Raw genomic sequence first — 25,614 nt, forward strand, 5'->3', positions numbered from 1 at the left:
CAGAGATAATAATAGTGTAATAAGGTTACAGCCCTGTGATACGGTAGGTGTAGAGGGCGTCCAAATAAATTGTAAGGGGTTGCTATGAGTGTACATAAGATTTTATGTTGTTGCGGTTCCGGATTGGGTTCAAGCCTTATCGTTCATATGAATGCGGAAGACGCTGTTAAAAAGCTTGGTCATCCCGAAATTGAAGTGGATCATACTACTATTTCTGACATCAATCCTCAAGCTGCCGATTTATTTATTGTTGGCAATGATTTAAAGGATTTTATGCAAGGTATTCCCGATGAGAAAAAAGTAGTTCTTATCAATATTTTAGACAAGGCAGAGCTTGAACAAAAGCTGGCACAACATATCGGATAATCGTTGTCTTGTGTGTAAATAACGTATAACAGCTAGATATATAGAGCGTGCAATACAGTGACAGAACAGGAGTGCTCCGTGGAGGATAGGGAATATAAAAAAATTAAGCTTTTAGCAACAAAAATTCGTCGTGATGTACTTGCAATGCTTCAGCATAGAGGCTACGGCCATATTGGCGGTTCGCTTTCATTAGCCGATGCCTATGCTGTGCTTTATGCTAAACATTTGCGTCATCGTCCTGATAATCCTCACTGGGAAGACAGAGATCGTATTGTTTTGTCAAAAGGACATGCAGGTCCCGTTATGTATTCAACGCTTGCCGAGCGCGGATTCTTTCCTAAGGAGTGGCTCTTTACCTTAAATGATGGTGGAACGCGCCTGCCTTCTCATACCGATCGTCTTAAAACGCCTGGTGTTGATGCAACAACTGGTTCTTTGGGCCAGGGAACGTCGCTTGCAGCTGGTATTGCCTATGCCCTCAAAAAGAAAAATTCTTCTCGTAATACCTATCTTTTTGTAGGCGACGGGGAACTTAACGAAGGCCAGTGCTGGGAAGCATTTGAGTTCATTGCTGCACACCGTCTTGATCGCTGCATTGTATTTATAGATGACAATAAAAAGCAGCTTGACGGCAGAACTAAAGATATTCTTGAACCCTTTGACTACGTAGACAAAATGCGCGCCTTTGGTTTTTATACACAAAAGGTAAATGGTCAAGATATTATTGCGCTTGATGAGGCAATTACTCGTGCAAAAGACCAGCACGATCAAGCTAACGCTATTGTACTTGACACCATTAAAGGTGCTGGTGTTCCTTACTTTGAAGAAACCGAAATGAATCACTCGATGAAGTGGAATAACGACGAAATCAATAAAGCTACCGATGAAGCGATTGCGCGCTTTGACCAAGAAATTGCTGCGCTTGCCTATGCGCTCGAAGGGGAGAGTCTTCCTTGCGCTTGTAGCGGCCTAGACGATGGTAAAAGTTCTTGCGCCACACAAAATCTTTCTTAATATGAGTAGCTACGGAGAGTGAGGAATAATGTTTAAACTTGCAAAAGATTGTCGAAGCGCAGGAAAACCTTATCGTGATGCGGTTGTTGATACGCTGCTTGACCTGATGAAAACAAATGATCGTGTTTTATGTTTTGACGCAGATTTAGGCGGAGCAAGCGGAACGCTTAAAATTCAAAAGGAGCTGCCCGAACAGTTTGTAGAAGTTGGTATTGCCGAACAAAACATGATGGGCATGGCAGCGGGTATGTCGTCTGAGGGATATATTCCATTTTGTCATACCTTTGGACCTTTTGCTACCCGTAGATGTTTTGACCAAATTTATTTGTCTGGTGGATATGCGCACAACACCATCAATATTTGGGGCTCAGACCCCGGCTTTACTGCAGGAGCTAACGGAGGAACTCACACAACTTGGGAAGATATGGCTCTTATGCGCATGATTCCAGGTTCAATTATTACCGATGCTGCAGATTCTGTACAAATGGAGTGGATTATCCGCACGTTTGCAACTTTGGAAGGTGTACACTACGTACGCTCGGGAAGAAAAGCCTCGTACAGCATTTATGAGAGTGGTTCTACCTTTGAGCTTGGACGTGGAAATGTTCTTCAAAAAGGTAGTGATGTTCTTATCATAAGCGCTGGTCAGCTGGTTAAAGATGCGCTCGATGCTGCAGAAGAATTAGAAAAACAAGGCTTGTCAGTAGAAGTTATTGATATGTTTTGCATTAAGCCGCTTGATAAAGAACTGGTGTTAAGCGAAGTTGCAGGGAAACGCGCTGTAGTAACTTTTGAAAATCATAGCGTTAACGGTGGCTTGGGATCAAGTGTTGCCGAAACTCTTGTAGAATCGCAAGTATGTGTTCCATTTAAGCGTATTGGGGTAAATGAGCAGTTTGGTCAGGTGGGCACTGCCGATTGGCTTCAAAAAGAGTTTGGCCTTTGTGCTTCAGATGTGGTAAAGACAGTTAACGCTTTGTTGGCGCGCTAACCTGTTTTGCTGTAGGGTTTATCTTTGCGCAAACATGTGAATTATGTATTTACGAGCTTATGTATAAAAGTAATTAAGAGCAGATAAAACGCACGTTGCATGTTGTGACGTGCGTTTTTATAAATGAATTTATACCGACATATCAACTTATGATTTATACTGATGTACATAATTATTAAGAACATTATAACTTTCGTGATAAGGGTTTACCATGCAAGATTTTCACCCCGTCATTATTGGCTCTGACATAGGTACGTATGCACTCGCACGGTCGTTTCATGAAGCATACGGCAAAACTTCCTCGGTAGTAGCTTCTCAAATTCTAGGACCAATCGCTCATTCTCGTATTATTCAGGTGTTCTTAGAGAAAGATTATGTAATGCACGATGTGCCCTACTCGGCACTGGTGCAAGCGTTGCTGACACTGGGTCCTCAATTACAGCGCACGTTTGCGGGCCAAAAATTGTTGCTGATCGCCAATGCAGATACCTACGTAAGAGATTTAGTTTCACATAACGACGTGTTAAGCACATACTACACTTTTGCAGCGCCTTCGTTTAGTTTGTTGCAACAGGTAAATGATAAGGAAGTTTTTCCTTCTCTCATAAAACAATACGGGCTTCAAACGCCGTTGTCGTGTTCGATTGATTTGGCCGATGAACCTCGTGCAGTATTAGACCAGATTATGGACAATCATGAACTTGCGGTAAATTTTGCAACGCATGCGCTCATTTTAAAGCCCGTGTTAAGTTCTGGTTATGAGAAGCTTTCATGGCCTGGTAAATATAAGGTTTATACAGCACGTTCACAAGACGAATTATTTCGTATTATAAGCGATCTTCATGTTCACGCACTTGAACACGAAGAAGTAAGGCACTTTTTGGTTCAGCGCCGCGTTGAAGGTAACGATAGCTATAATTTGTCAATAACGGCTTATGTAGACGAATCCAACCGCGTAACGCTGTTGGGATCGGCGCACGTTTTGCTTGAAGATCATGTACCCACAGCGTTGGGCAATCCTGCATGTATGATAACGGAAAGTTATCCAAAGATATACCAAAAAGTTTGCAACTTCTTAACGGGTATTCAATGGCGAGGTTTTGCAAATTTTGATCTTAAAATAGATGAGCATACACACGAACTGTACTGTTTTGAAATGAATCCGCGCATTGGTAGAAATTTGTATTACAACACTGCATCTGGTCTTAATCCCATGCGTGTGTTGGTGGCGGATAAGATTGAACATCGTGCTATAGAAACACAGCGTTTAAAAAAGAGTATTTGTTATAGTGTTTTGCCGCCTCGTCTTGCGCTCCGTTATTTGGGAGATTCAAGTGAGCGCGCCTTACGCACGCACATAAGCAGAGGTAGCGTCTATAATCCCTTGTATTACCCCTTTGAGTTTGGCATAAGTAAGCGTGGGCTTCTGCGTTTTGCCTATGTAAGCATTGCTTATCTTAATTACTGGCGTAAGTTTTATCGAGATTTTCCGCCATCAGTCGCCAAAACAACAGGTACTACGTGGTTGGATACAACAGACATCACTCTGTAAGACTCTCCATGTGTGGTTGCAAATGCTCTTTACTATCATAAAAGTTGGTGGTGAGTCTGGGGATATAAAAACCCCTGCCGTAACATACGACAGGGGTTTACATTTGCGCAATCAAGCGCACACGCTCATGAAACCGCGAAATTAAAACTTTACCTCGGGAACATTGCGCGCACTCTCGCTTGTAACAGCAAAACCCTCACGTTTGCCAAAATGGAAAAGTCCTGCAAAAATAACGCCAGGAAATGTGGTTATGGCGTTATTAAACATAAGCACACAGTCATTAAAGCTCATGCGCGCATAGCTAATTTTATCTTCGGTATCGCTTAGCTGAGATTGAAGCTGCTGAAAATTGGCATTTGCTTTAAGGTCGGGGTAGCTTTCTGCAACGGCAAACAGATGACCAAGTGTTTGCGTAAGCGTGTTAGAAGCATCCATCTTTTCTACGGGAGTAGCTGCGCTGTTAACAGCTGCACGTGCGGCAATAACGTTTTCAAGCGTCTTAGATTCGTGCGTGGCGTAGCCTTTTACGGTTTCAACGAGATTAGGAATAAGGTCATTTCTACGTTGAAGCTGTGTATCAATAGTTTGCCATGCGTTGTCGCAACGGTTGTTCAGCTGGACAATGTGGTTATACATCATAACTGCAATAAGCAGCACAACCACAATTATGCCGACAATTATAAGTGTTTCAGGCATGGTATCTCCTGTTCGCCTTGTTGTGTTTGATAATTTTGTTGTACATACATCTTCATTATACACGTTGCTGAGCAGTTTTGAGACGGTGCATATCGTTACGGAGTGATCAAACAACGAAAGATGGAGCGGCTGATGAAATAAAGGTTATATGAAGTGTATGGGCATTAAAACGCGATTTACGCGCGACTTAGGTGCGACTTAGGCGCGATTTGCGTGAGCAAAAAATTGCTTGTTAAGCTGGTCATATTGCAAAAAATTTGTGTAAATGTGATTACAAAAAAATGGCGGAGGGGGAGGGATTCGAACCCTCGGAACGGGGTTGCCGCTCAACGGTTTTCAAGACCGCCGCATTCGACCACTCTGCCACCCCTCCGTAGCTGCCAAGCTTTTGTACGTGCGATGAACAAAACGAAATAGGTACATAAGCTCTTGCACAGCTTTTATAGTGTACAACATTAAGCTCTATAAGTGTACAAAAACTTATATCTTTTTGATTTTCGTGTAAAATTTAAGGATACGAAGCTTGCACGCATGTTATGCGCTCGCGCTTGCCGCAAAATGACGTGCTGTTTTGGGGAAAAATTTGTAAGGAATTATAGATGACCTACAAGAGCTCTTGTTCTGATAACACAACAACCAATGAGGCGCCTTTACATCGTGCGCTTGTTGACTGCAAGCAGCCGTTGCACCATGTGTACGACTCACGCGCGTTTGATACATTGGCTGATACGGCGCCTGATACGTCAACACATCAGGAGTCATGTGACGCCGATGATTTTTGCGACCTTGACACATACTATATGCAACGCGCCCTTGCACAGGCTCAAAAGGCAGCTTTAGAGCAAGAGGTCCCTATTGGAGCAGTTGTTGTTTGTAATAACACCATACTTTCGGCAGCACATAATTTACGCCAACACAGCCACAACCCTAGCGATCATGCAGAATTTATTGCCATGTTGCAAGCAGCAAAGAAGCTTGATTCATGGCATCTTGAGCGCTGCTGTGTATATGTAACGCTTGAACCTTGTCTTATGTGCGCAGGTCTTATGCTCAACGCGCGCATTGCACGCTGCGTTTTTGGTGCATACGATCCAAAAGCAGGAGCTTGCGGAAGCCTATATAACGTAAGCAATGATTTTAGGCTTAATCACTCCTTTGAGCTAAAAGGCGGCGTTTTAGCTGATGAAAGTGCAATTCTTCTGCAACAGTTTTTCAAACATAAGCGCGCTCATGCCTAGCGTAGTTTGAGTCTTTGCGCACATGATGGACGAAAGACCCGATACATTCTTACACACTTAGTGCGAGAGCAATGGCTCCACGCGGTAGGATTTTGCAATCTTTAACGCTAAATTGCTAGCAACTAGTACGTTGTTAGCCACAACATGAGGGTCTTCTTCGTCTTCGGGAATGAGATACACGTAGGCAAATTGTGTTTGCATAGACGCAATAACCTTATGCAAAATACTGTTAGAAGACATGTCAAGTGGGGAAATGATATTAGCTAAATACACGCCGTCTGCGCGTAGGCGGCTTTTAAGTAAGCGCGCGCCCTCTTGATTTGCAAGCGAGATCAGCGCGTTTTTTCCAGCAAACGCATCGTTAATGATTACATCATAGGTTTCTTGAGTGTGTTGCAGATAATGCACGCCGTCGGCATGGATAATGCGTGCACGACACGTGCTTGGTCGTTGTTCCTCTAGGCATGCAGGATAGTTGAGTTCTTGATATGAGTTTTTGCAAAATGTATCAAGTGTTTGTTGTAAAAAGAAAAACCGTTTGGCAAGTTTTGTAATCGTGGGATCAATTTCTACCACGCTCACCTGCATGTTTGGGTAGTGCGCCCACATCCATTTGGGAAGCGAATAACCTCCTGCACCTATGACCAGTGTTTTACCTGCTTCTTTATGCGAAAGCTCCACCACTTGCATCATGTACTGATGATAGATGCAAACCAGCTTATAGCGCAGCTCTTTTTGCAAGTAGCATACCGACTGAAATTTGTTGCCTACGTTCAACAACCGAATGGGCGTTTTTTGTTTATCTTGTGAATCAAAAATCAGCACAGGGCCAAATTTACTTTTTATGAAGAGATGGGCCCCACGCATTCGTAAGATAAGGTAAAATAGTGCCAATATACCTGTGCTCACTACACAAGTCCAACCGCTTATCGTAAGAAGTGATGTAAGTATATTGTGCATTATTAAAGAAAACTCCTTATGTTGGGCATAATGGATAAAATCTAATTGTTATTTTGCAGTTGGCTCAGCTATACTAACTTGTGCAAACTTGTACATCGCATACTATTGTACGCTAAAACAGGTAACATCAGGTATGTGTAATACGTGGACGTATTGGAGGCATATATGATTCTGGGTATGGGTCCTTTAGAGCTTGTTATTGTGGTAGCCATTGTTTTGGTTATTTTTGGACCTAAAAATCTTCCAAAACTCGGAAGTGCATTGGGTAAAACCGTTAAAAGCGTTCGCGAGGGTCTTGATGATTCAAGCGATGACACCAATAAAAAAGACGAAAAAGCAAAAAGCTCTGCTAAATCTCAAGAAGCAGAGGATGTTGTCGTTGAGGACAGCAAAGAGCACTAGTCTTATTTGCGCATGTCACGCACTTTGTGTGCGTAAGGTAAAGTATTGTGCGCTAACACATGAGCATGGTTTGTAAGTTTCTTTTGAGAAGGTAGCAGATGGATAAAAAAGAGTTGATACTTACCCCGGAAGGTCGCCAGAAGTTGGTTGACGAACTTGCGTATCGTGAGGGCGAGAAGCACGAAGAAATTGTTGAACGCCTTAAAGAAGCGCGTGGGTTTGGTGACTTATCAGAAAACTCCGAATACGATGCCGCCAAAGAAGAGCAATCACTTAACGAGTCGCGTATCAATGAGATTCGCCAAATTTTGGCTACTGCTAAAGTGGTTGAGCGCACCGACGGTGAGTTGAGCGTTTCTATTGGTACTACCGTTGAGCTTTCCGATAAAAAAGGCAAGTCAATCAGCTTTACCATTGTTGGTACCACCGAAACAGATTCTCTTGAGCATAAAATCTCAAACGAATCGCCAGCGGGCGCCGAGCTTATTGGCCATGTTGTGGGCGATGTAGTAAGCTTTTCTACCCCAAGCGGCAAAGAAAAAACCTACACGATATTAAATATTACTCGTTAGGTGCAACTGATTCGTTCGTGTGTTTTATACGATAAGCATTCGCGTCCTTGCGCCCCGCGGCTCAAGGCGCGTTTTTGCATTTAACAGCGCATATGCGCTCATGAACAAGCCAGGTGCACGCAGCCACACGGTAAGCAATCGATACACACTACCAGCTATTAAGGAGTTATCAAATGTCCGAATCTACGGCTTTAACCTCATCGGAGTCAACTATCAATGACGAGCGCGCCACACGTCGTGCAAAGCGCAAGGCTCTTATTGAGCAAGGCATCAATCCATATCCTATTTCGAGCACCATTACTGCCTTTGCGCGCGATCTTGAAACGCAGTATGGCTCACTTGAAGATGGAGCCGCTACAGAAGATTCCTACACGGTTGCAGGCCGTATTAGGGCGTATCGTCGTCAAGGCAAAGTTTGCTTTATAGTTTTGGAAGATAAAACAGGTACAATCCAGCTCTTTTTGCGCATTAACAATATGAGCGAGCAAGACTGGAATCTGCTTTTGCAACTCGATTTGGGCGATATTATTCAGGCAACAGGCGTGATCGTACGCACGCGCAGAGGACAGTTGTCGGTATCGGTCACCAAGTTGGTTTTGCTTTCTAAAAGCGTGCGCCCCTTGCCCGAAAAGTTTCACGGATTAAGTGACCGCGAAATTCGTTATCGTCAGCGCTATGTTGACTTGATTATGAACCCCGAGGTTCGCGATGTTTTTCGCAAGCGCAGCCACATTATTTCGCTGATTCGTCGTTTTATGGAAAACCAAGGTTATCTTGAAGTTGAAACACCTATGATGCATCAAATTTTAGGTGGAGCAAATGCGCGCCCATTTACCACGCATTTTAATGCGCTCGACTGTGATTTTTACTTAAGAATCGCAACGGAGTTACCGCTTAAGCGCCTCATTGTTGGCGGCATGGATCGAGTTTTTGAAATTGGCCGTCAGTTTAGAAACGAAGGTATGGATCTTACCCATAACCCCGAATTTACGTCTATGGAAGCTTATTGCGCGTATTCCAATCTGCAGGGTATGAAAGAGCTTACCGAACAAATGTTTCAGCTTATTGCGCAAGATGTTTGCGGATGCGAAAAGGGAAGCGAAATTATTACGTACCAGGACAAACGCGTTAATATGAGCGGCACGTGGCGAAGCGTTGCGCTCTCTGATGTTGCGTCTGAGGTTGTGGGCGAAAAAATTAACATGGATACACCTGTTGAGCATCTACGTGCCCTTTGTGACAAGCACGAGATTTCTTGGGAAGAAAGCTGGGGTGCAGGTAAGCTACTCTTTGAAATTTATGATGAGCTTGGTGAGCAAACACTGCAGGATCCAACATTTGTATGCGACTATCCAGCAGAAGTTTCGCCTCTTTCTAAGCGCAAAGACGAAGATCCGCGCTTAACAGATCGTTTTGAACTTGTGATTTGTGGTCACGAGTATGCAAACGCATTTTCCGAGCTTAATGACCCAGTTGATCAGGCTCAGCGCTTTATGGCACAGGTAAAGGCAAAGGGCATGGGCGATGATGAAGCAATGGGTTACGATTACGATTACGTTCGCGCGCTTGAGTATGGTATGCCACCAACTGGTGGAATTGGATATGGTATCGACCGTATGATTATGCTGTTCTGTGATCAGCCGTCCATTCGTGACGTATTGTTGTTCCCACAAATGAAACCCGAAAGCATTTCTAAAGACGATATTGCCGCTCAGGTGGATAATTCCTAAAGGGGGCTTAAACCCATATGTTTGAACAATTTACCGCGCAAACACGCAACATCTTACTACTTGCCCAAGAGGAGGCTCGCAGCGTAGGAAAACTCTACGTTGGTACCGAACATATTTTGCTTGCATACCTTAAAGACGAGGAAAATGCCGTTACGCAAGTGTTGTCGTCTTTTGATATTTCCTACGCACAAGCATATGAAATTGTGGAATCGCTTGCCTCTACAGGCGCGGCTGATGCGTCATCGGGACACGTGCCGTTTTCGGCGCTTACCAAGCGTGCGCTTGCACAAGCTTTTACGCTTGCATCCGCTCATGCTACTGGTTTAATTACCACTAAGGATCTTTTTATTGCCATGCTTGCGCTGCCCGAGAGCCATGCATGTTTGGTGCTCACGCGTATAGGTGTTTCGTTTTCGTCGCTCAGTACGGCAATTGACGCGCTTGATGACAGCGAAGAATACACAACTCCAGAAGACGCAGAGTCTACTCAAGACGAGCAAGACGACGACTTAACCGAGGTTGCCTATGGTATTCCATCGGCTTCGCAAGCGCGCTCAAAGATGGGAAAACTGCTTAAACGCTATGGGAAAAATTTGGTTGCCGTGGCGCAACAAGAAAAACTTGATCCGGTAATTGGTAGAGATAAAGAGATCACGCGCATTGCGCAGATTTTAGCTCGCCGTCAAAAAAATAATCCGCTTATTTTGGGCGATCCTGGCGTAGGAAAAACCGCAGTTGTAGAGGGCTTAGCTCAACTGATAGCCACGCATAATGCTCCAGTTACCCTTGCAGATAAACAAATTTGGACGCTTGACATTTCTTCGATGCTTGCAGGTGCAAAATATCGCGGAGAATTTGAAGATCGCTTAAAACGTGTAATTAACGAAGTTCGCAAAGCAAAAAACATCATTTTGTTTATCGACGAAATTCATACGATTATAGGAGCAGGCTCTGCCGAGGGCTCCATTGACGCTGCTTCTATTTTAAAGCCGCCGCTTTCGCGCAGTGAAATTCAAGTTATTGGTGCCACAACTGCAGAAGAATATCGCAAACACATCGAAAAAGATCCAGCTTTAGAAAGACGCTTTCAGCCTGTTGAAGTTTGTGAGCCTACGGTTTCTCAAACGCTGCAGATACTCAAAGGTTTAAGTGCTCGTTACGAGGCGTTTCATCACGTCCATTACACGCAAAATGCTTTAGTTGAGGCTACGCGTCTTTCACATCGCTATATTCAAGACAGGTTTTTGCCCGATAAAGCAATTGACGTGATTGACGAGGCAGGCGCTCGTAAATCGGTGGTTAAACGTCACGAGCCGCGCGAGATAATTGCCATGCGTACCGCGCTTGCCAAGCTCAAAGAAAAAAAGGAGCGCTTGCTGGCGCGCGAAAATTACGAGGATGCGGCATCGGTAAGAGATGACGAAAAATCTTTGGAGCAAAAGATTGCTCATGCGGTAAAAGACTGGGAGAAATCGCGCGCGTCCGAGCAACAAAATGTTGACGCAAATGATATAGCTCGTGTTATATCGGATATTTCTGGTGTTCCTGTTACGAGTCTAACAGAAAAAGAGTCAGAAAAATTACTCCGCTGCGAACAAGAGCTGCATAAACGCCTTATTGGCCAAAAAGAAGCAGTGGCAAAGGTTGCGCACGCTATTCGTCGTTCGCGCTCGCCTCTAAAAGACCCTGCGCGCCCTGGCGGCTCGTTTATATTTTTAGGGCCTTCGGGTGTAGGAAAAACAGAGCTTGCTAAGTCTTTAGCCGAGTTTTTGTTTGGTACCCAAGAGGCACTTATTTCCTTTGACATGTCAGAATTTATGGAGAAACATGAGGTTTCCAAGCTAGTTGGTGCGCCTCCAGGATACGTTGGCTACGATCAAGGCGGAGAACTTACTAAGGCTGTTCGTCGTCGTCCATACTCGGTTGTTTTGTTCGACGAGATAGAAAAAGCGCATCCAGACGTATTTAATATCTTGCTTCAAATTTTGGAGGAAGGTCGCTTAACCGATGGTCAGGGTCGTGTTGTAGACTTTTCCAACACGGTTATTATCATGACCTCTAACATTGGAGCACGTGAGATTGCGCATACTTCTCCTATGGGCTTTAGTTCCCAAGGTGATGACGGTCTGTCGTACAAAGAAATAAAATCGCGCGTTAAAGGTGAACTTAAGCGCTCATTTAGGCCAGAATTTCTCAATCGTGTTGACGAAATTGTTGTCTTTACCACGCTTTCCAAAGAAGAACTCAGAAAAATTGTGGAGCTTATGGTTTCCAAGCTGGCATATCGACTTGCACAAGAGCACATTATGCTTACGCTGAGCGACGCCGCCTGTGATTTAATTGCTCAAAAAGGTACCGATCCTATTTATGGTGCACGTCCTTTGCGTCGTACGCTTCAACGTTTGGTTGAAGATCGTCTTGCCGAAGACTTGCTTGAGCATAAGTGGAACGCAGGCGATGAGGTGTACGTTGACGCGCAGGAGCATGAGCTTGTGTTCAAAAAGCGCGAAGCCGACTTACAAAAGCTACAAGCTTTACGTGCGCGAGGGTCACAACTTGCAGACGCGGCATCTCATGTGTCGCATGAACGCAGTGTTTCTTATGCTGGTACGCAAAATGCAAGTGGTGGAGCATACAGCGAGTAACCTACATAAGTTTATGCCGCATGCAGACTTTGCAAGCGTTTGTGTGCGCAACAATTATATAATGGTTGTGGTCGCCAAGAAATTCGTGTCAAAATGAAGGAGCCTTTGAAGGCGTTGCGCTTTGTTAAACCATAGCAACACCTCCATAAACCGTGTAAGAGCATAAGCCAAGGAAAGGAGATGCCATGAGCACATCTCAAACACCTGAGGATGCGCAAGATACTAAAGCACGCTTGCGTGACGCTATTCGCAAAACAGCGCCAGGCACGTCTTTGCGTTTTGCGCTTGATATGATTTTAGCAGGTCATCTTGGTGCTCTTATATGTATTGGCGACACGGATAATGTTTTGGCTGCAGGTGACGATGGCTTTCGCTTGGACATCTCTTTTACGGCAAATCGTTTGTTTGAACTTTCAAAAATGGATGGTGCCATTGTCATTGACCGCGGATTAACTAAGATTTTGCGTGCTAATTATCATCTTAATCCTTCACCTTCGCTTCCCACGTCCGAAACAGGTATGCGTCACCGTACGGCAGCGCGTATGAGCCTGCTTACCAAAGCGGTGGTTATTTCGGTGTCTGAACGCAGACAAGTGGTTGCATTATACGTGGACGGTCACGGTCATCAACTTCAATCGGTTCCAGAACTTATGAGTTCGGTTAACCAAATGTTGGTTTCTATGCAAAGCACGCGCGCGCAGCTTGACCGTGCTCTTTTGCGTCTTACCACACTTGAGCTTGATGATTATGTAACGCTTTCTGATATTGCAGATACCATTTATCTCTTTGAAGTGCTTATGACCGTTTCCGAGCAATTAAGCGACATTATTTTACAGCTTGGTAGCGAGGGCAAAACTATTGAAATGCAGCGTGAAGAGTTTATTGGTAATGCGTCAAGCGATTACACGCTGCTTATTAGAGATTATGCAAAGGATTCGTCCGAAGAGCACGCGCAGCGCATTCGTAAGCAATTGCACGAAATTTCAAATTCGCAGCTGCATGCACCCGATAAAATAGCCGAACTTCTTGGATTTGAAAACAAAGGCGAGGAATCAATTATGGTTCCACTTGGGTTAAGAACGCTTTCTAATGTGTCAGTGGTTAGAAAAGGTATGGCAGATAAGATTGTAGATGAGTTTGGCTCACTGCAACAGCTTTTGGATGATATTGAACAAAACCCCTCTAAGCTCGATGAACTTGGTGTGGATAATCCTTCAATTTTGGCTGATAGTTTATACCGTATGTGGGGCAAGCGCGCATGACAGCAGATACCTGCGCCGTTATAGCCTCTGGTGGCACGGGTTCGCGTTTTGGCGACGCGCGCGGAAAACAATACACCACCTTATGCGGTTATCCCATTTCATATTGGGCAATACGTGCTTTTGTAGAAGCGCCTTCGGTAGGCTGTATAGTTATTGTTTGTGCTGCCGAGCGCCAATCCGAAATGGAAAAGCGCGTGGTTTGCCATCTGCATACACAAAAGCCCATAGTGTTTGCTCATGCTGGTGCTACGCGTCAACTTTCAGTGTATGAAGGTCTGCGCCACGTACCTTCTACCTTTAATTTTGTGGCTATCCACGATGGCGCGCGCCCTCTTATTAAAGTTGATACCATAGAGGCTTGTATCAACAAGCTACGTACCACGCCTCATATAGCAGGGGCAATTTGTGCGTTTCCCGTAAGCGACACACTTAAAACGGTTGACGGTACACGCATTATCTCAACACCTAATAGAGCGCTGTTTTGGTCAGCGCAAACTCCGCAGGTTTTTAGGCGAGAAATTATCTGTAAAGCGCACGAATATGCACTTACGCACAAACGCAGCGTTACCGACGATGCTTCAGTTGTCGAACAAATGTTTGGAGATGTGGTGTGCGTTGAAAGTCCGCGTGATAATATAAAGATAACGCTCCCCGAAGATTTTGCCGTTGCAAAAACTTTGCTGGAGCAACGCTTTAATGCGCAAGACTCATAGCAAGGAGATACCATGCGGATAGGGCACGGTTTTGATGTTCACGCGTTTACCAAAGATAGACCCTGTATTATTGGGGGTGTTACCATACCATATGAGCGTGGTTTATGGGGCCATTCCGATGCAGATGTTTGCGTACATGCACTTATGGATGCACTTTTAAGTGCGGCGCGTCTAGGCGATATTGGTCAGCTTTTTCCGCCCGATGATCCTAAATATGACAATGCCGATTCGTGCAAGCTCTTGCGTGAGGTTGTAAGGCACCTTCAACAAAGCGGTTTTGCAATTGTTGATTGCGATTGTACCATTGCAGCTCAAGCGCCTAAGATTTCGCCATATCGTGAGCTTATGCGCCAAAAATTGGCAGAGGTTATGGATATACCGCTTGAGCATATAGGTATTAAAGCAACTACCACCGAGGGTTTAGGCTTTGTTGGAAGGTCAGAAGGTATAGCAGCATGGGCATGCGTTTTGCTTGATGAAAACGTGTGCGCTAAGATTAACTAGTAACGTAGTAACCGCTACGCCTTTAAAGCAACGGTTGTATAACAAGGAGTTCACATGCTAATTTACAATAGTAAAACGCACAAAAAAGAAGAGTTTATACCTCTTGAACCCAATCGCGTTCGCATGTATGTGTGTGGACCTACTGTTTATGACCAAATTCACATAGGAAACGCTCGCACGTTTTTATCGTTTGATATTATTCGTCGGTATTTACAGTACAAAGGCTTTGCTGTTGTATTTGCTCAAAATCTTACCGATGTTGATGACAAAATCATCAATCGAGCCAATGAGCAAGGCATTTCGGCAGACGAGCTTGCAAAAACATATTCTTGTGCGTTTATCGAACAAATGCACCGCTTTGGGATTTTGGATCCCGACATTCGCCCTCGTGCAACTGCAGAAATCGAACATATGCAGGCAATGATTCAAATACTTATTGATAAGGGTCATGCCTATGTGGCTGATAACGGCGATGTATATTTTTCGGTAAGAAGCGATCACAACTATGGGGTAGTTTCCGGAAGGCAGCTTGATGACATGCGCGCAGGTGAACGCATCGAGGTTAACGATGCCAAGCGCGATCCGTTTGATTTTGTATTGTGGAAAGCTGCAAAACCTTCCGAGCCAAGTTGGGATAGTCCTTGGGGCAAAGGTCGTCCTGGCTGGCATACCGAGTGCTGCGCTATGATACATAGGTATCTAGGTACGCCTATTGATATCCATGGTGGCGGACAAGATCTTATGTTTCCACATCATGAAAACGAAAACGCGCAGGCAAGCTGTGCATGGGATAAGCCGTTGGCAAATTATTGGATGCATGCAGGTATGTTGCGTGTAGACGGCGAAAAAATGTCAAAGAGCTTGGGCAATTTTTACACGCTCAAAGAAGTTCTTGATGCCTATCCTGCTGATGCGGTGCGTTTGCTTATGCTGCAAACACATTACCGTGCGCCACTTGATTTTTCGTTTGAACGACTTAACGGCGCGCGCGGAACCCTGCAAAAACTTATTGGTTGCGTAGAAAACTTACGTTGGTCGGCAGAGCAGTCGGGAGAGTCGGGTGCCTTAGGCAAAGCAGAACAAGCTCTTGGCAATGCAGTTGATCATGCTCAAATAGAATTTGAAACACAAATGGACGACGACTTTAACGCCGCAGGCGCACTTGCTGCTATTTTTAATCTTATGGCGCACGCAAACAAATATCTCGAAGAAGCAGGTGCACATCCCTGTGTTGCTCCCATGCTTCGTTGTGCCGACATGCTTTGCGAACTCTGCTCGGTTTTGGGTATTACGCTTGCAGCTAAAACATCTGAGCTTCCTGCTGAAATTATTGACTTAGCGCAAAAGGTTACCCAACAGAGTGCTTCTAGCTGCGAAGAGGCTGCACGCCTGCTTATTATGGCTCGCGCAGAAGCTCGAAGCAATAAAGACTGGGCACGTGCCGATGCAATACGTGACGGCATTACAGAACTGGGGCTTATGCTCGAAGATACCGCTAACGGTACGCGCATTAAGGTTAAAAACTAATTGGTAAGGATACCGTGCTTGCTTAATGTATTGGTGAACAGGTCTGCTGATAAGGGAATACAAGATGGCTCAAACACATAATCCACGAGGCAATTTCAAAAAGCCAACAAAAAAGAATAAGAATGTGCCAATCGCCCGCTTTACTTCAAGCGAAAAGGGCGCACCTTACAAAAAGCGTACGCGTGTAGCTGGCGATAGCGGCACACGCGCACGTTCTTCGAGTGCGAATGCGCGTTCTTTCTCATCTCAAAAGCGCAGTTCAGGTGCTTCTTCTGCGCATATGCGTCCGCGACGTGAACGTGGCGCACGCGCGCCCATGATTGAGGGTAGACGCGCCTGCTTCGAAGCGCTTGAGGCCCATTTGCCACTTAAAAAGCTTCTTGTGCAAGAAAATATGAACGCCGCGTTGCAAACAGCCGATGTTGAGCGTTTAATTGCTTGCGCCCGTGAGCGTGGTATTTCGTGCGAATATGTTAAAAAGTCTGCTATGGACGCATTAAGTTCGCACGGCGCGCATCAAGGCGTTATGTTTGAAACGGCGCCCTTTGCATATGCCGAGCTCAGCGATGTGCTTGCCGCTATCGACCGAAAAGGTGCGCGCACCGCAGACGCTTTCGCTACAGAGGCTTTCGCCTCAGACGCTAGCGAGCTCGTCACAAACACCGACAATCAACCTAGCGCCCCCAAACAAGCTTCGCTTGTTGTGCTGCTCGACCACGTAGTTGATGAAGGCAATTTTGGTGCCATTGTTCGTTCTGCCGAGGTTGTGGGTGCGTCTTGTGTCATCATCGCAAATGCACGGTGTGCATCGGTTGGCGTGGGAGCATATAAAACTTCAGCTGGAGCGGTACTCCATATGCCTATTGTGCAGGTTGTTAATTTGGCGCGCGCAATCGACGAGCTCAAAGAGCATGGTTTTTGGGTTATTGGAGCCAGCGAACATGCGCAGCAAACAGTATGGAACGCTCCTTTCACGGGAAACGTTTGTTTGGTTATGGGTTCAGAAGAAAACGGCATTTCATCGCTTGTGCAAAAAAAGTGCGACTTTATCTGCAAACTTCCTCAACGTGGCCGTATTGAATCGCTTAACGTTGCACAGGCTGCAACGGTTATGTGTTACGAATGGATGCGTCAGAACGCGCTTTCTGTTTAAGTTATCTGCGCCTGCGCGTGAGTTTGCTACCATACGGAAATAGTTATGAGTCGTCATAAAAATCAGTATACAAAAAAGCCTCGGGGAAAGCGCGAAACGCCAGCTGCGTCTGCAAAAGCTGCAGGTCGGCGAGCTAAACAGTCGCTGCAGCTGATTTGTCGCCCTGCGTTTGCTCATTTGCCGCTTCTTGTGGTTGATGGTTACAACGCACTTATGGCTACCAAACACTACGCGTCTAGTATGGGCGAAGCTGCTTTTTCTCCGTTTGATAATGCTTCTTGTGCTCAGGCACAAAGTTCTAGATTGCGCAGGAATACCATGGTAAAAGGGGAGTCTTCTGCTTTTGCTGCCCATGCCGACCCTTTTGATCGCGCGCGCGAACGCTTGATCAGCGACGTCGCTGCTTTTGCTCAAGGTAGTTACGAAGCAGTGGTGGTTTTTGACGGAACACAGAATTTGTCAAGTGTGCCAGCTGTTTCTATTCAAGCGGGTATCTGTGTTGTGTTTTCTCGAAACGGTGAAACGGCTGATAGCGTAATTGAGCGTCTGGTTACGCAAGAAAAACAAGTTAACAGAAAAATTACTCTCATTACCTCGGATAATACCATTCGTTCTACCGTGGGCGACGATGTTACTAAATTAACAAGTGCACTTTTATTGCACGATGTTGAACAGCAAAATGCACGTTCGCATACCGATTCTGTGCGTGCAAGTCATCAAAAGATGACGGTGGAATCGCGTGTACCAAAGGGAACGCGCGATAAGCTGTGGAAACTTTTGGGCGATCTCTCTCATCGTTGAGTTGGGTGTCTAGGAGTTGATGTGTCTTGCTGCCGTACCACCTGCGCAAATGTTGCTAGCACAACCAATATCATCTGTGCAAATGTTGCCAACTACAAGTAACATTACCTGCGCAAATGTTGCCAACTACAAGTAACATCACCTGCGCAAACGCTTTATATTATTTCAGGCACCTGTTGTCGGTAAAGGTTGATTATAAAAGTAAGTAGAACACTTGAGGTTACAGGAGTTAGTAGCACGTTTTTTTGATCAAATTATCTAAATTATTTGATTTATTAATAAGACGTTTTACATTTTTCCAGCTTAACTATGGGCTTTTTAGGTGTTCACTTAAGTTTTGAGACAAATTTATCCAGCCATTTGTCTAAGGTTTCAAGACTTAGTAGAACACCTTAATTCATTAATTATTTGACATGTGTTTTACTCCTTTAGAGCAAAGGATCTATCCCTCTTTCCTTTCTTTCAAGGTTAAACTCTTGTTGTTTGTTACCCAATGAAAAGAATGTAGTTACCAGACTTATTAGTACGCGTTTGCTCAAGCCTGGAATCTGCTGCAGTGTTCGACTAAGTGTTCTACCAAGCTTTGAATTACCGCTTCGGAATTATCGTGAGTCTCAATCCAATCGCACGCTATTTTTTTCTCTTGAAACTAATTTCACTGTTTTTAAAATATTTCGAAAACAGAGTCTAATACCTCTGAGTTCTCTTGGTAGGATAGTGCCCTATGTTAATCTCTTGCTAAGAAGAGGCGTGCTAAAGATATAGCATTTGATACTGTCTATTGCTCATGTGGCAAACAGTTCGCTTTATATGTTGTATCTTGGTTCCTTAATTTCCCAATCAAGGATACGCTCCTTTATCAAGATCGCTTATATCGGGAGTAGGACCATGAGAGATCAGATTCTTTTACGTATAAAAAATTTAATGTGGGATTTTACTCCTGTCGAAAGAGTTATAGCGGCTTATTTTAACGGACACAATACAGCGCTTCCTATTCACGAACTTTCTGATAAGCTCAGCGTTTCGCCTGCTTCAATCTCACGCTTTGTTAAGAAGCTCGGTTTGAACAATTATAAGGAGTTCATTTATTGCTATGAAAAGGAGCAAGCGGTTGAAACAAAATCACCGCTCTATAATGTCGTGAGTCAGTATAGCAGTGTGCTTGAAGCGGCTGTTCTTCATTATCAGGAAGAGACGGTTCATCAAATTTGCGAGCTGATGGCAAATAAAAGAGTTATTAATGCGTTTGGTCGCGGATTTAATAAATATACTACGTATGACATGGCGTTTCGCTACCAAAATATTGGCAAGCTTGTTAACGTAATTGAGGATATAAATTTATTGAAGGTTCATGCGAGCCTCGTGCAACCCGATGAAGTCATATTTATCCTGACACTTCGAGGCATTCACGCGAGTCTTATTGACACTCTTCAAACATATAAACAAAAGCATATAGATGTCGTGTTGATTACATCAAATGAAAAAAGCGAGCTTATTCCTTTTGCGACGCAGACGCTTTTTACAGGTGTGGCCACAACTAGATATACCTGCGCAAATATCTCTCCACAACTTCCCATGCTTATTCAGCTTGACATAATTTTTGATATATACTTGCAACTTCATCAAGACCTAGTCTCGCGCTGGAAAAACACCGAAGACATTCTTAAGAAATAAGATTACAAGGAAGGAAGCTATGAAAACAATCCATGTTATACCGCACACCCACTGGGACCGTGAATGGTATTTTACAGCCGAACGCGCAAAAGTTTATTTCATGAATGATTTTCTACGCGTTATGGAAGTGCTGGAAGCGAATCCCGACTTCAAATGCTTTGTCGTAGATGGACAAACTTCGCTGCTTGATGACTATATTGAATTGCGTCCTCAGGATAAATCGCGTATTCAGTCACTTGTTAAGGCTGGGCGTGTGGTATTAGGCCCGTGGTATACCCAGAGTGATCAGATGCTTATTAGTGGGGAAAGCATTGTGAGAAATCTTCATTATGGTATGCGTGAAGCTCTTACATACGGCGCATATCAGCATGTTGGCTACGTGCCTGACTCTTTTGGCCAAAGTTCTTCGATGCCGCAGATATATCAAGAATTCGGTATTCATGACACGCTATTTTGGCGGGGATCAACAAACGAAATGTCTGCGTACAACGAATTTTGGTGGGAAGGTGCAGATGGTAGCAGAGTTTTGGCTATTCAAATTCCCAATGGCTACTATATTGGTGGTAATATCCCTGAGAAGGGTAAAGCTGCTGCAGATTTTTGGCAAAAAGTCGCTATAGAAACTGCAGGTGCTCGTGCAAAAACTTCTCATATTTATCTTCCGAATGGTTTTGATCAAGCGCCTATACGGGAGAACCTTCCTCAGCTCATTGCTGAGCAAAATGTTCGTGACCCCGAGAATCATTACATGATCGATAGTATCGAGGGATATATTGCATCAGTTCGTAATGAGGTTCGAAATGAGACTGAGGATTTTGAGACTATAACAGGTGAGCTTGTTTTTCCAAAACACAGCAGGATCCACAAGTCGATTTACTCCTCTCGATCTGACATCAAATCGATCAATACCTATGCTCAACATTATCTTGTAAATATCTTGGAGCCAACGCTCGTTCTAGCAGATAGTCTAGGCTTTGAATATCCACATCATCTTGTTGAAAAAATTTGGAAGCTCATGTTGCAAAATGCCGCGCATGATTCCATCGGGTGTTGCGTATCCGATAAAGCAAATCGCTCCATAAAGAATCGCTACTTTGAGCTGCTAGAATTGGCTGAAAATACAGTTGAACTATACATGAGAAAGATTTCTACGCATATAGCATGCGACAAAGGCATGAATATAGTTCTTTTCAATCACGAAGCTAAAAATTCTTCACGTGCTGTATATTATGAGGGATTCGTTCCTTATAAGTACTTCTCTATACTAGATCCATCAGGTCATGAAGTAGAATACAGCATCTTGGAGGAAAAGGACATGACTAATTATGTCATATCCAATCGCATTCAGCTGGATCCTTCTAGGGATGTAGAGGCGCCTTGTTATATTCGTCGGTGCAAGCTTATTATCTGGGCGGAAGGCATTCCAGCACTTGGTTATGCCAGTTATCATATTGTTGAGGCAAAGGAAGATATGTGCTACAACCGTCCCATTCTTACGTCGCATCAATGGGATGACGGTAAGACAAACACATGTTTCGCACATGACCCTAGCGCATCTGCACAAATTCCAGCACAAATTTCAGACAGCATTGATAAACAATATAATCCGCCGTGCGTACAAAAGCATAATCCAGAGTCAAGCAGTTCAATTGAGAATGCATACTATCGAGTATGCATCAATGAACACGGGACTTTTGATATCACCAATAAGCTATCAGGAAAAACATATTACAACCAGGCAATTATTGTCGAAAATGGCGACGATGGGGATAGCTTTGACTATTCGCCGCCAGCGCGCGATCTCTTGATTTCCTCGAGTGATTGTCCTTTTAGTTGGAACATGAGAAAAAGCGATCTGTATCAGGAGCTGTGCGTAGATTATGAGTTCGACTTGCCGTATGATCTTGACACACGCGCGCGCGGTGAGCGCGGAGTCTTGCAGCAAACGCAGCTGAGCATCGTGCTTTTGCGCGGTGATGATGTAATACATTTTAGATTCCGCACCGACAATAAAGTTCTCGATCATCGTATGACAGTTAATTTTGATACAACCATTGCATCGGCTGTATCCATCGCGGATCATCAGTTTGGAGTTATTGAACGACCTGTTTACTATTCTCAAGAAATGGCGAGCTATTTAGAGCATGCTCAAGCTTCGTTTTCTCTTGATAAGTTAGATTTAAAGGACATTCCACTTGCAAACCAGGTACAAAATGCCAATGGATGGCAGCAGCCCACGGTTGCTATATCTCCTACGCAGAGTTTTTGCGCTCTCGCAAAAGAAGGGGAGACGGTTGCAGTATACCCTCAGGGAGTTCGTGAATACGAAATTATAGGAGAAGGTTATTCGACCATCGCTCTTACACTCTTCAGAACCTACGGCTATATGGGCAAAGAAAACCTGTTGTATCGCCCTGGTCGAGCGAGTGGTGAAAAGACAATCGCAACACCTGATGCTGAACTGTTAGGCTCACTAGACTTTGAATTTGCTGCATCATATTCGGCTGTGTCGTTTGATGAGGCGCATATTGCTGGTCGTGCTCGGACACTTAATACTCCTATCAGCTGCTATAGTCACGCAGAGTTTTTGAACGGTCGTTTGCGTTTTGCAATGACTCCGGTTAAGTCAGACCTGGAAGCAACATACAGTCTCTTGCACCTAGAGGGAGACGCTGTATTTTCTTCACTGACAAAGTCTGAGGATGAAGAAAGCTATTTATTGAGAGTCTACAACGGAAAGCAAAAGGTGCTTTCCAAGTCTGAGCTTTGGTATGCAGGCAAAAACCAAAAAGCTCAGGTCAATCTCCTTGGCGCTATAAAGGAGCATAGTATTTCGGAGCTTAAGCCAAATCAATTTGTCACCTTCAAGCTTATGAAAGGAGATCAACGCTAAATAGATGATAAGGGACAGTATCACGGTTGGTAGCGGGGGATTTTACCCGCGGTGGGATTTAGAGAAAGGGAGGACTTTATGTCTCGCATAGTTGCTATTAGTTCATGCATTGCAGGGATTGCACACACCATGATGGCGAAGAAGGCGCTCGAAAATGCAGCGAGTGCACTGGGGGTTGATATAAAGGTTGAAACCCAAGGTATGTGCGGTATAGAAAATCGCATTACGGATGAAGATATTGAGACAGCTGACGTAGCGATTTTTGCCGTAGATGCGAGTGTTGATGAACGCGAGCGCTTTGATGACATAGAGGTTCTTGAAGTTGGTACTTCAGAGACGATAAAAGATCCTGAATCTGTTATTAAAAATGCGCTTGAGCTGGTACATGAATGAGTTTTATGGTGTTACGGCATTTATAGCTATTTATTGTGGAGTCAAAATGATTGGGCTGTTTTCGCATGGTAGATGCGGATTACGCAGATTCAATTAGAGAATGTTAGGAGGAAAAATGGCTAGAAAGAAGAGTCTAGGGACCGAGATCGTTAAGCACTTTCAGAGTGGCGTTTCGTACATCATCCCCCTTGTAGTTGCTTCTGGTCTTTTGACATCGCTCGCTGTTGCTTTTGGTGGCCTTGCTGTCTGGGACACTACTGATACGTTTCTTGGCGTTATGCGTATGATAGGTCATACTGGCCTTAAGTTTATTGTCCCTATGATCGCGGCGTATGTCGCTTTTTCTGCAGGTAATCGTCCTGCACTTGCGCCGGGCTTTATTTGCGGTTTAATTGCCAACGAGATGGGAACTGGTTTTCTTGGCGGTATGGCAGCTGGTATTGCTGTTGGTTATTTGACCAAGTTTCTTATGAAGAACATTAAGCTTCCAGATATTATTGCAAGCTTAAAGGCAATCATGATTGTCCCTACGCTTACAACATTCCTGATTGGGTTGCTGTTGTGGTACGTAATCGGTGCTCCTATTCGTCTTTTGACTGAGAGTCTTACCGCGTGGCTTAATGGCATGAGCGGAGCCAACGGTGTAATTCTTGCTATGATCATTGGCTGCATGATGGCTTTTGATATGGGTGGTCCTGTTAATAAGATCGCCTATGCATTCGGTACTGCTGCTTTTACGCAGGGGAATTATGCTATTAGTACTGCGATGGTTATGGCAATTGGTATGCCTCCCTTTATTATGTTCCTGGCAACATTGCTAAACAAAAAACTATATACCGAGGAAGAGCTTGAAAACTCAAAAACAGCTATATTCATGGGGTTGGTGGGCATAACGGAAGGTACGATTCCTTTTGCTTTGAATGATCCATTGACCGTGATTCCCTCTATTGTGGCTGGTACTGCGGTGACTTGCGGAATAAACGCCTTCTTTAATGTTACGCAAGCAACAACCCTTGCTACATTTATGGCTATACCTTTTGCATCAAATATTGTTCTCTATCTTGTTGCTGTTGCTGTAGGTGGTCTATTTGGCGCATTTATGGTTAATTTCCTCAAGAAAACGCTGCATAAGGACATAGCTGCTGAATAGTTGGGTCGCTGTATACCTATACGGACGGAGTCCGTCGTTGTAGTCACCACAGACTATGTGCATATCTCAAAAAGGCTGGCTTTTGCCAGCCTTTTTTATCTTTAGGTTTATTGAAACACGGTATGTTTTAACCTCTGATAATGTGTTAGGTGGCGTGCGGTGATTTTCTAAGGAGAGTATCCTATAGCACCACCCATAGACTGTCCTGCGATACCCATACGCGCACAATATAAATTGGGTGTATACTACCTGACTTTGGTATCCAACATTCAAAAATGGTGCTAGTCAAGTAGTTTGATCATACAACTAATCACGAAAGACAGCATACAAGCGTTTAATAAGGGAACATACGATTAAAGCATGCTCCCTTCCTTTCCTCCGCCCCTCTTCTTTGCTTATACTTTGCAGTTCGTAATACGTTCAATCTGTTTAGGTGATAAATAATAATTGGTTAGAGGAAGATCGAACATCCGTTCCAATTCTGCAATAAGGGGTGTGAATCTCGTTGTGTTTACATACTTGCTTCCATCTTTTACTACCCTAAACTCCTTGAAGAAACGAAATAGATCGCTTGATGAAAAGTTGTTATTAAGCACCTTAAATTGCAAGATACGCTCACACAATACAGTCAGAAAACAGATGAGGAAATGCCCTTTGATACTATCATCTTTCTGGAGATACACAGGTCGTGCGTCTAAATCTGTTTTCATGACTCTAAAGGACTCTTGTATCCTCCACAGATTGTGATAGATCTCGTACGTGCATCTTTCATCCATGTTTGTCTCAGAAGTATATTCTTTTCTTTATGCGTATGTGATCTAAGGATTCTAGTGCTAACTTCTAAAGACGGGTCTTGCTACCTGTGCAAACGTCGACAACTACAACAAATATCACCTGCGCAAACGCTTTATATTATTTCAGGCACCTGTTGTCGGCAAATTGTGGAACTTTGCCAAATTTGGGCGATTTTGCAAAAAACAGTAGCAAAAAAAATAAGAACACGATATTATGCATAGTGCAATGCTGGCGTAGCTCAATGGTAGAGCCCTGGTTTTGTAAACCAGTTGTTGTAGGTTCGAGCCCTATCGCCAGCTCCACTGAATTAAACAAACCAAGCTTCGGCTTGGTTTTTTTGTATCTTGATGTCATGTGTGTATTGTTGGCGTGTATAAGAGTTGGCATAAGAATTGCCATCAACCATAAGAGGCGTGTCAGGCAAGCATAAGAGTCACCATAAGAGCAAGCGTGAGGCACAGCATAAAGCTTTGCAATAAAATCCATCATAAAAGCCATCATAAAAGTCCTCCTAATGTCAACGAGCTATCGGCGAGTTTTGCCAATTATGGTGGAAATATGATATGGATACGCGCGGTTCAGT

At 44.1% G+C, this 25,614-nt stretch carries 21 protein-coding genes and 2 tRNA genes; 20 read left to right on the plus strand and 3 right to left on the minus strand.

Translation table 11 applies throughout. The annotated features are described in order from the left end of the window. Positions 1 to 84 precede the first annotated feature (84 nt). The 4 genes from AC5GD6_RS03025 (at position 85) to AC5GD6_RS03040 (ending at position 3,923) form a co-directional block, all read left to right on the plus strand. Positions 85 to 366, plus strand: coding sequence for a PTS sugar transporter subunit IIB (locus AC5GD6_RS03025; protein WP_006302322.1), 282 nt, complete (start codon positions 85 to 87; stop codon positions 364 to 366). Positions 367 to 444: 78 nt separating this feature from the next. Continuing rightward, entirely contained in the window at positions 445 to 1,380 is a 936-nt protein-coding gene (locus AC5GD6_RS03030; protein ID WP_276790056.1) for a transketolase, read from the plus strand. Positions 1,381 to 1,408: 28 nt separating this feature from the next. Beyond that, on the plus strand, positions 1,409 to 2,371 hold the full coding sequence (locus tag AC5GD6_RS03035; RefSeq protein ID WP_491846204.1) for a transketolase family protein: 963 nt from the start codon (positions 1,409 to 1,411) through the stop codon (positions 2,369 to 2,371). 211 nt (positions 2,372 to 2,582) lie between these two features. Further along, a complete protein-coding gene (locus AC5GD6_RS03040; RefSeq protein ID WP_491846205.1) occupies positions 2,583 to 3,923 on the plus strand; it encodes a carboxylate--amine ligase in 1,341 nt (446 codons plus the stop codon). 141 nt (positions 3,924 to 4,064) lie between these two features. On the opposite strand, the gene AC5GD6_RS03045 is transcribed toward AC5GD6_RS03040, so the two are convergent. Beyond that, positions 4,065 to 4,619, minus strand: coding sequence for a LemA family protein (locus AC5GD6_RS03045; RefSeq protein WP_048597180.1), 555 nt, complete (start codon positions 4,617 to 4,619; stop codon positions 4,065 to 4,067). Positions 4,620 to 4,901: 282 nt separating this feature from the next. Next, positions 4,902 to 4,992: transfer RNA gene (locus tag AC5GD6_RS03050), tRNA-Ser, on the minus strand. Positions 4,993 to 5,218: 226 nt separating this feature from the next. On the opposite strand from AC5GD6_RS03050, the gene tadA reads away from it, so the two are divergent. After that, positions 5,219 to 5,857, plus strand: coding sequence for a tRNA adenosine(34) deaminase TadA (gene tadA / locus AC5GD6_RS03055; protein WP_082139639.1), 639 nt, complete (start codon positions 5,219 to 5,221; stop codon positions 5,855 to 5,857). Between the two features lie 57 nt (positions 5,858 to 5,914). On the opposite strand, the gene AC5GD6_RS03060 is transcribed toward tadA, so the two are convergent. After that, positions 5,915 to 6,817 carry a spermidine synthase gene (locus AC5GD6_RS03060; RefSeq protein WP_491846206.1) on the minus strand — a complete coding sequence of 301 codons (903 nt, stop codon included), beginning with the start codon at positions 6,815 to 6,817 and terminating at the stop codon, positions 5,915 to 5,917. A gap of 165 nt (positions 6,818 to 6,982) precedes the next feature. Here AC5GD6_RS03060 and AC5GD6_RS03065 point away from each other — a divergent pair, with 165 nt between their 5' ends. From AC5GD6_RS03065 to AC5GD6_RS03135, 15 genes are all read left to right on the plus strand, one after another. Beyond that, positions 6,983 to 7,219, plus strand: coding sequence for a twin-arginine translocase TatA/TatE family subunit (locus tag AC5GD6_RS03065; protein WP_010241907.1), 237 nt, complete (start codon positions 6,983 to 6,985; stop codon positions 7,217 to 7,219). 98 nt (positions 7,220 to 7,317) lie between these two features. Further along, positions 7,318 to 7,791, plus strand: coding sequence for a transcription elongation factor GreA (greA, locus tag AC5GD6_RS03070; RefSeq protein WP_311431198.1), 474 nt, complete (start codon positions 7,318 to 7,320; stop codon positions 7,789 to 7,791). 173 nt (positions 7,792 to 7,964) lie between these two features. Then, positions 7,965 to 9,521, plus strand: a complete 1,557-nt coding sequence (gene lysS / locus AC5GD6_RS03075) for a lysine--tRNA ligase (RefSeq protein WP_006302331.1) — start codon at positions 7,965 to 7,967, stop codon at positions 9,519 to 9,521. 17 nt (positions 9,522 to 9,538) lie between these two features. Beyond that, complete coding sequence (locus AC5GD6_RS03080) at positions 9,539 to 12,166, plus strand: ATP-dependent Clp protease ATP-binding subunit (RefSeq protein ID WP_491846207.1); 2,628 nt, start codon at positions 9,539 to 9,541, stop codon at positions 12,164 to 12,166. Between the two features lie 185 nt (positions 12,167 to 12,351). Beyond that, a complete protein-coding gene (gene disA, locus AC5GD6_RS03085) occupies positions 12,352 to 13,428 on the plus strand; it encodes a DNA integrity scanning diadenylate cyclase DisA (protein ID WP_491846208.1) in 1,077 nt (358 codons plus the stop codon). After that, complete coding sequence (gene ispD, locus AC5GD6_RS03090) at positions 13,425 to 14,141, plus strand: 2-C-methyl-D-erythritol 4-phosphate cytidylyltransferase (RefSeq protein WP_464360870.1); 717 nt, start codon at positions 13,425 to 13,427, stop codon at positions 14,139 to 14,141. Before disA ends, ispD begins: the two co-directional genes overlap by 4 nt. Before the next feature lie 12 nt (positions 14,142 to 14,153). Beyond that, a complete protein-coding gene (ispF, locus tag AC5GD6_RS03095) occupies positions 14,154 to 14,645 on the plus strand; it encodes a 2-C-methyl-D-erythritol 2,4-cyclodiphosphate synthase (protein ID WP_491846209.1) in 492 nt (163 codons plus the stop codon). A 54-nt stretch (positions 14,646 to 14,699) separates the two neighbouring features. Then, positions 14,700 to 16,172: a cysteine--tRNA ligase gene (cysS, locus tag AC5GD6_RS03100; RefSeq protein ID WP_491846210.1), complete on the plus strand. Its 1,473-nt coding sequence runs from the start codon at positions 14,700 to 14,702 to the stop codon at positions 16,170 to 16,172. 64 nt (positions 16,173 to 16,236) lie between these two features. Further along, entirely contained in the window at positions 16,237 to 17,325 is a 1,089-nt protein-coding gene (gene rlmB / locus AC5GD6_RS03105; RefSeq protein WP_491846211.1) for a 23S rRNA (guanosine(2251)-2'-O)-methyltransferase RlmB, read from the plus strand. 45 nt (positions 17,326 to 17,370) lie between these two features. Further along, positions 17,371 to 18,126, plus strand: coding sequence for an NYN domain-containing protein (locus AC5GD6_RS03110; protein ID WP_491846212.1), 756 nt, complete (start codon positions 17,371 to 17,373; stop codon positions 18,124 to 18,126). A gap of 888 nt (positions 18,127 to 19,014) precedes the next feature. After that, positions 19,015 to 19,800: a MurR/RpiR family transcriptional regulator gene (locus AC5GD6_RS03115; RefSeq protein ID WP_491846213.1), complete on the plus strand. Its 786-nt coding sequence runs from the start codon at positions 19,015 to 19,017 to the stop codon at positions 19,798 to 19,800. A gap of 19 nt (positions 19,801 to 19,819) precedes the next feature. Then, positions 19,820 to 22,693 (plus strand): glycoside hydrolase family 38 N-terminal domain-containing protein, encoded by a 2,874-nt coding sequence (locus AC5GD6_RS03120; RefSeq protein ID WP_491846214.1) that lies wholly within the window; start codon positions 19,820 to 19,822, stop codon positions 22,691 to 22,693. A 78-nt stretch (positions 22,694 to 22,771) separates the two neighbouring features. Further along, on the plus strand, positions 22,772 to 23,086 hold the full coding sequence (locus AC5GD6_RS03125; protein ID WP_491846215.1) for a PTS fructose transporter subunit IIB: 315 nt from the start codon (positions 22,772 to 22,774) through the stop codon (positions 23,084 to 23,086). A gap of 115 nt (positions 23,087 to 23,201) precedes the next feature. After that, positions 23,202 to 24,236, plus strand: a complete 1,035-nt coding sequence (locus AC5GD6_RS03130; RefSeq protein ID WP_491846216.1) for a PTS fructose transporter subunit IIC — start codon at positions 23,202 to 23,204, stop codon at positions 24,234 to 24,236. Positions 24,237 to 25,258: 1,022 nt separating this feature from the next. After that, positions 25,259 to 25,333 (plus strand) — tRNA-Thr (locus tag AC5GD6_RS03135). Positions 25,334 to 25,614 lie beyond the last annotated feature (281 nt).

The organism is Fannyhessea sp., assembly GCF_986145555.1.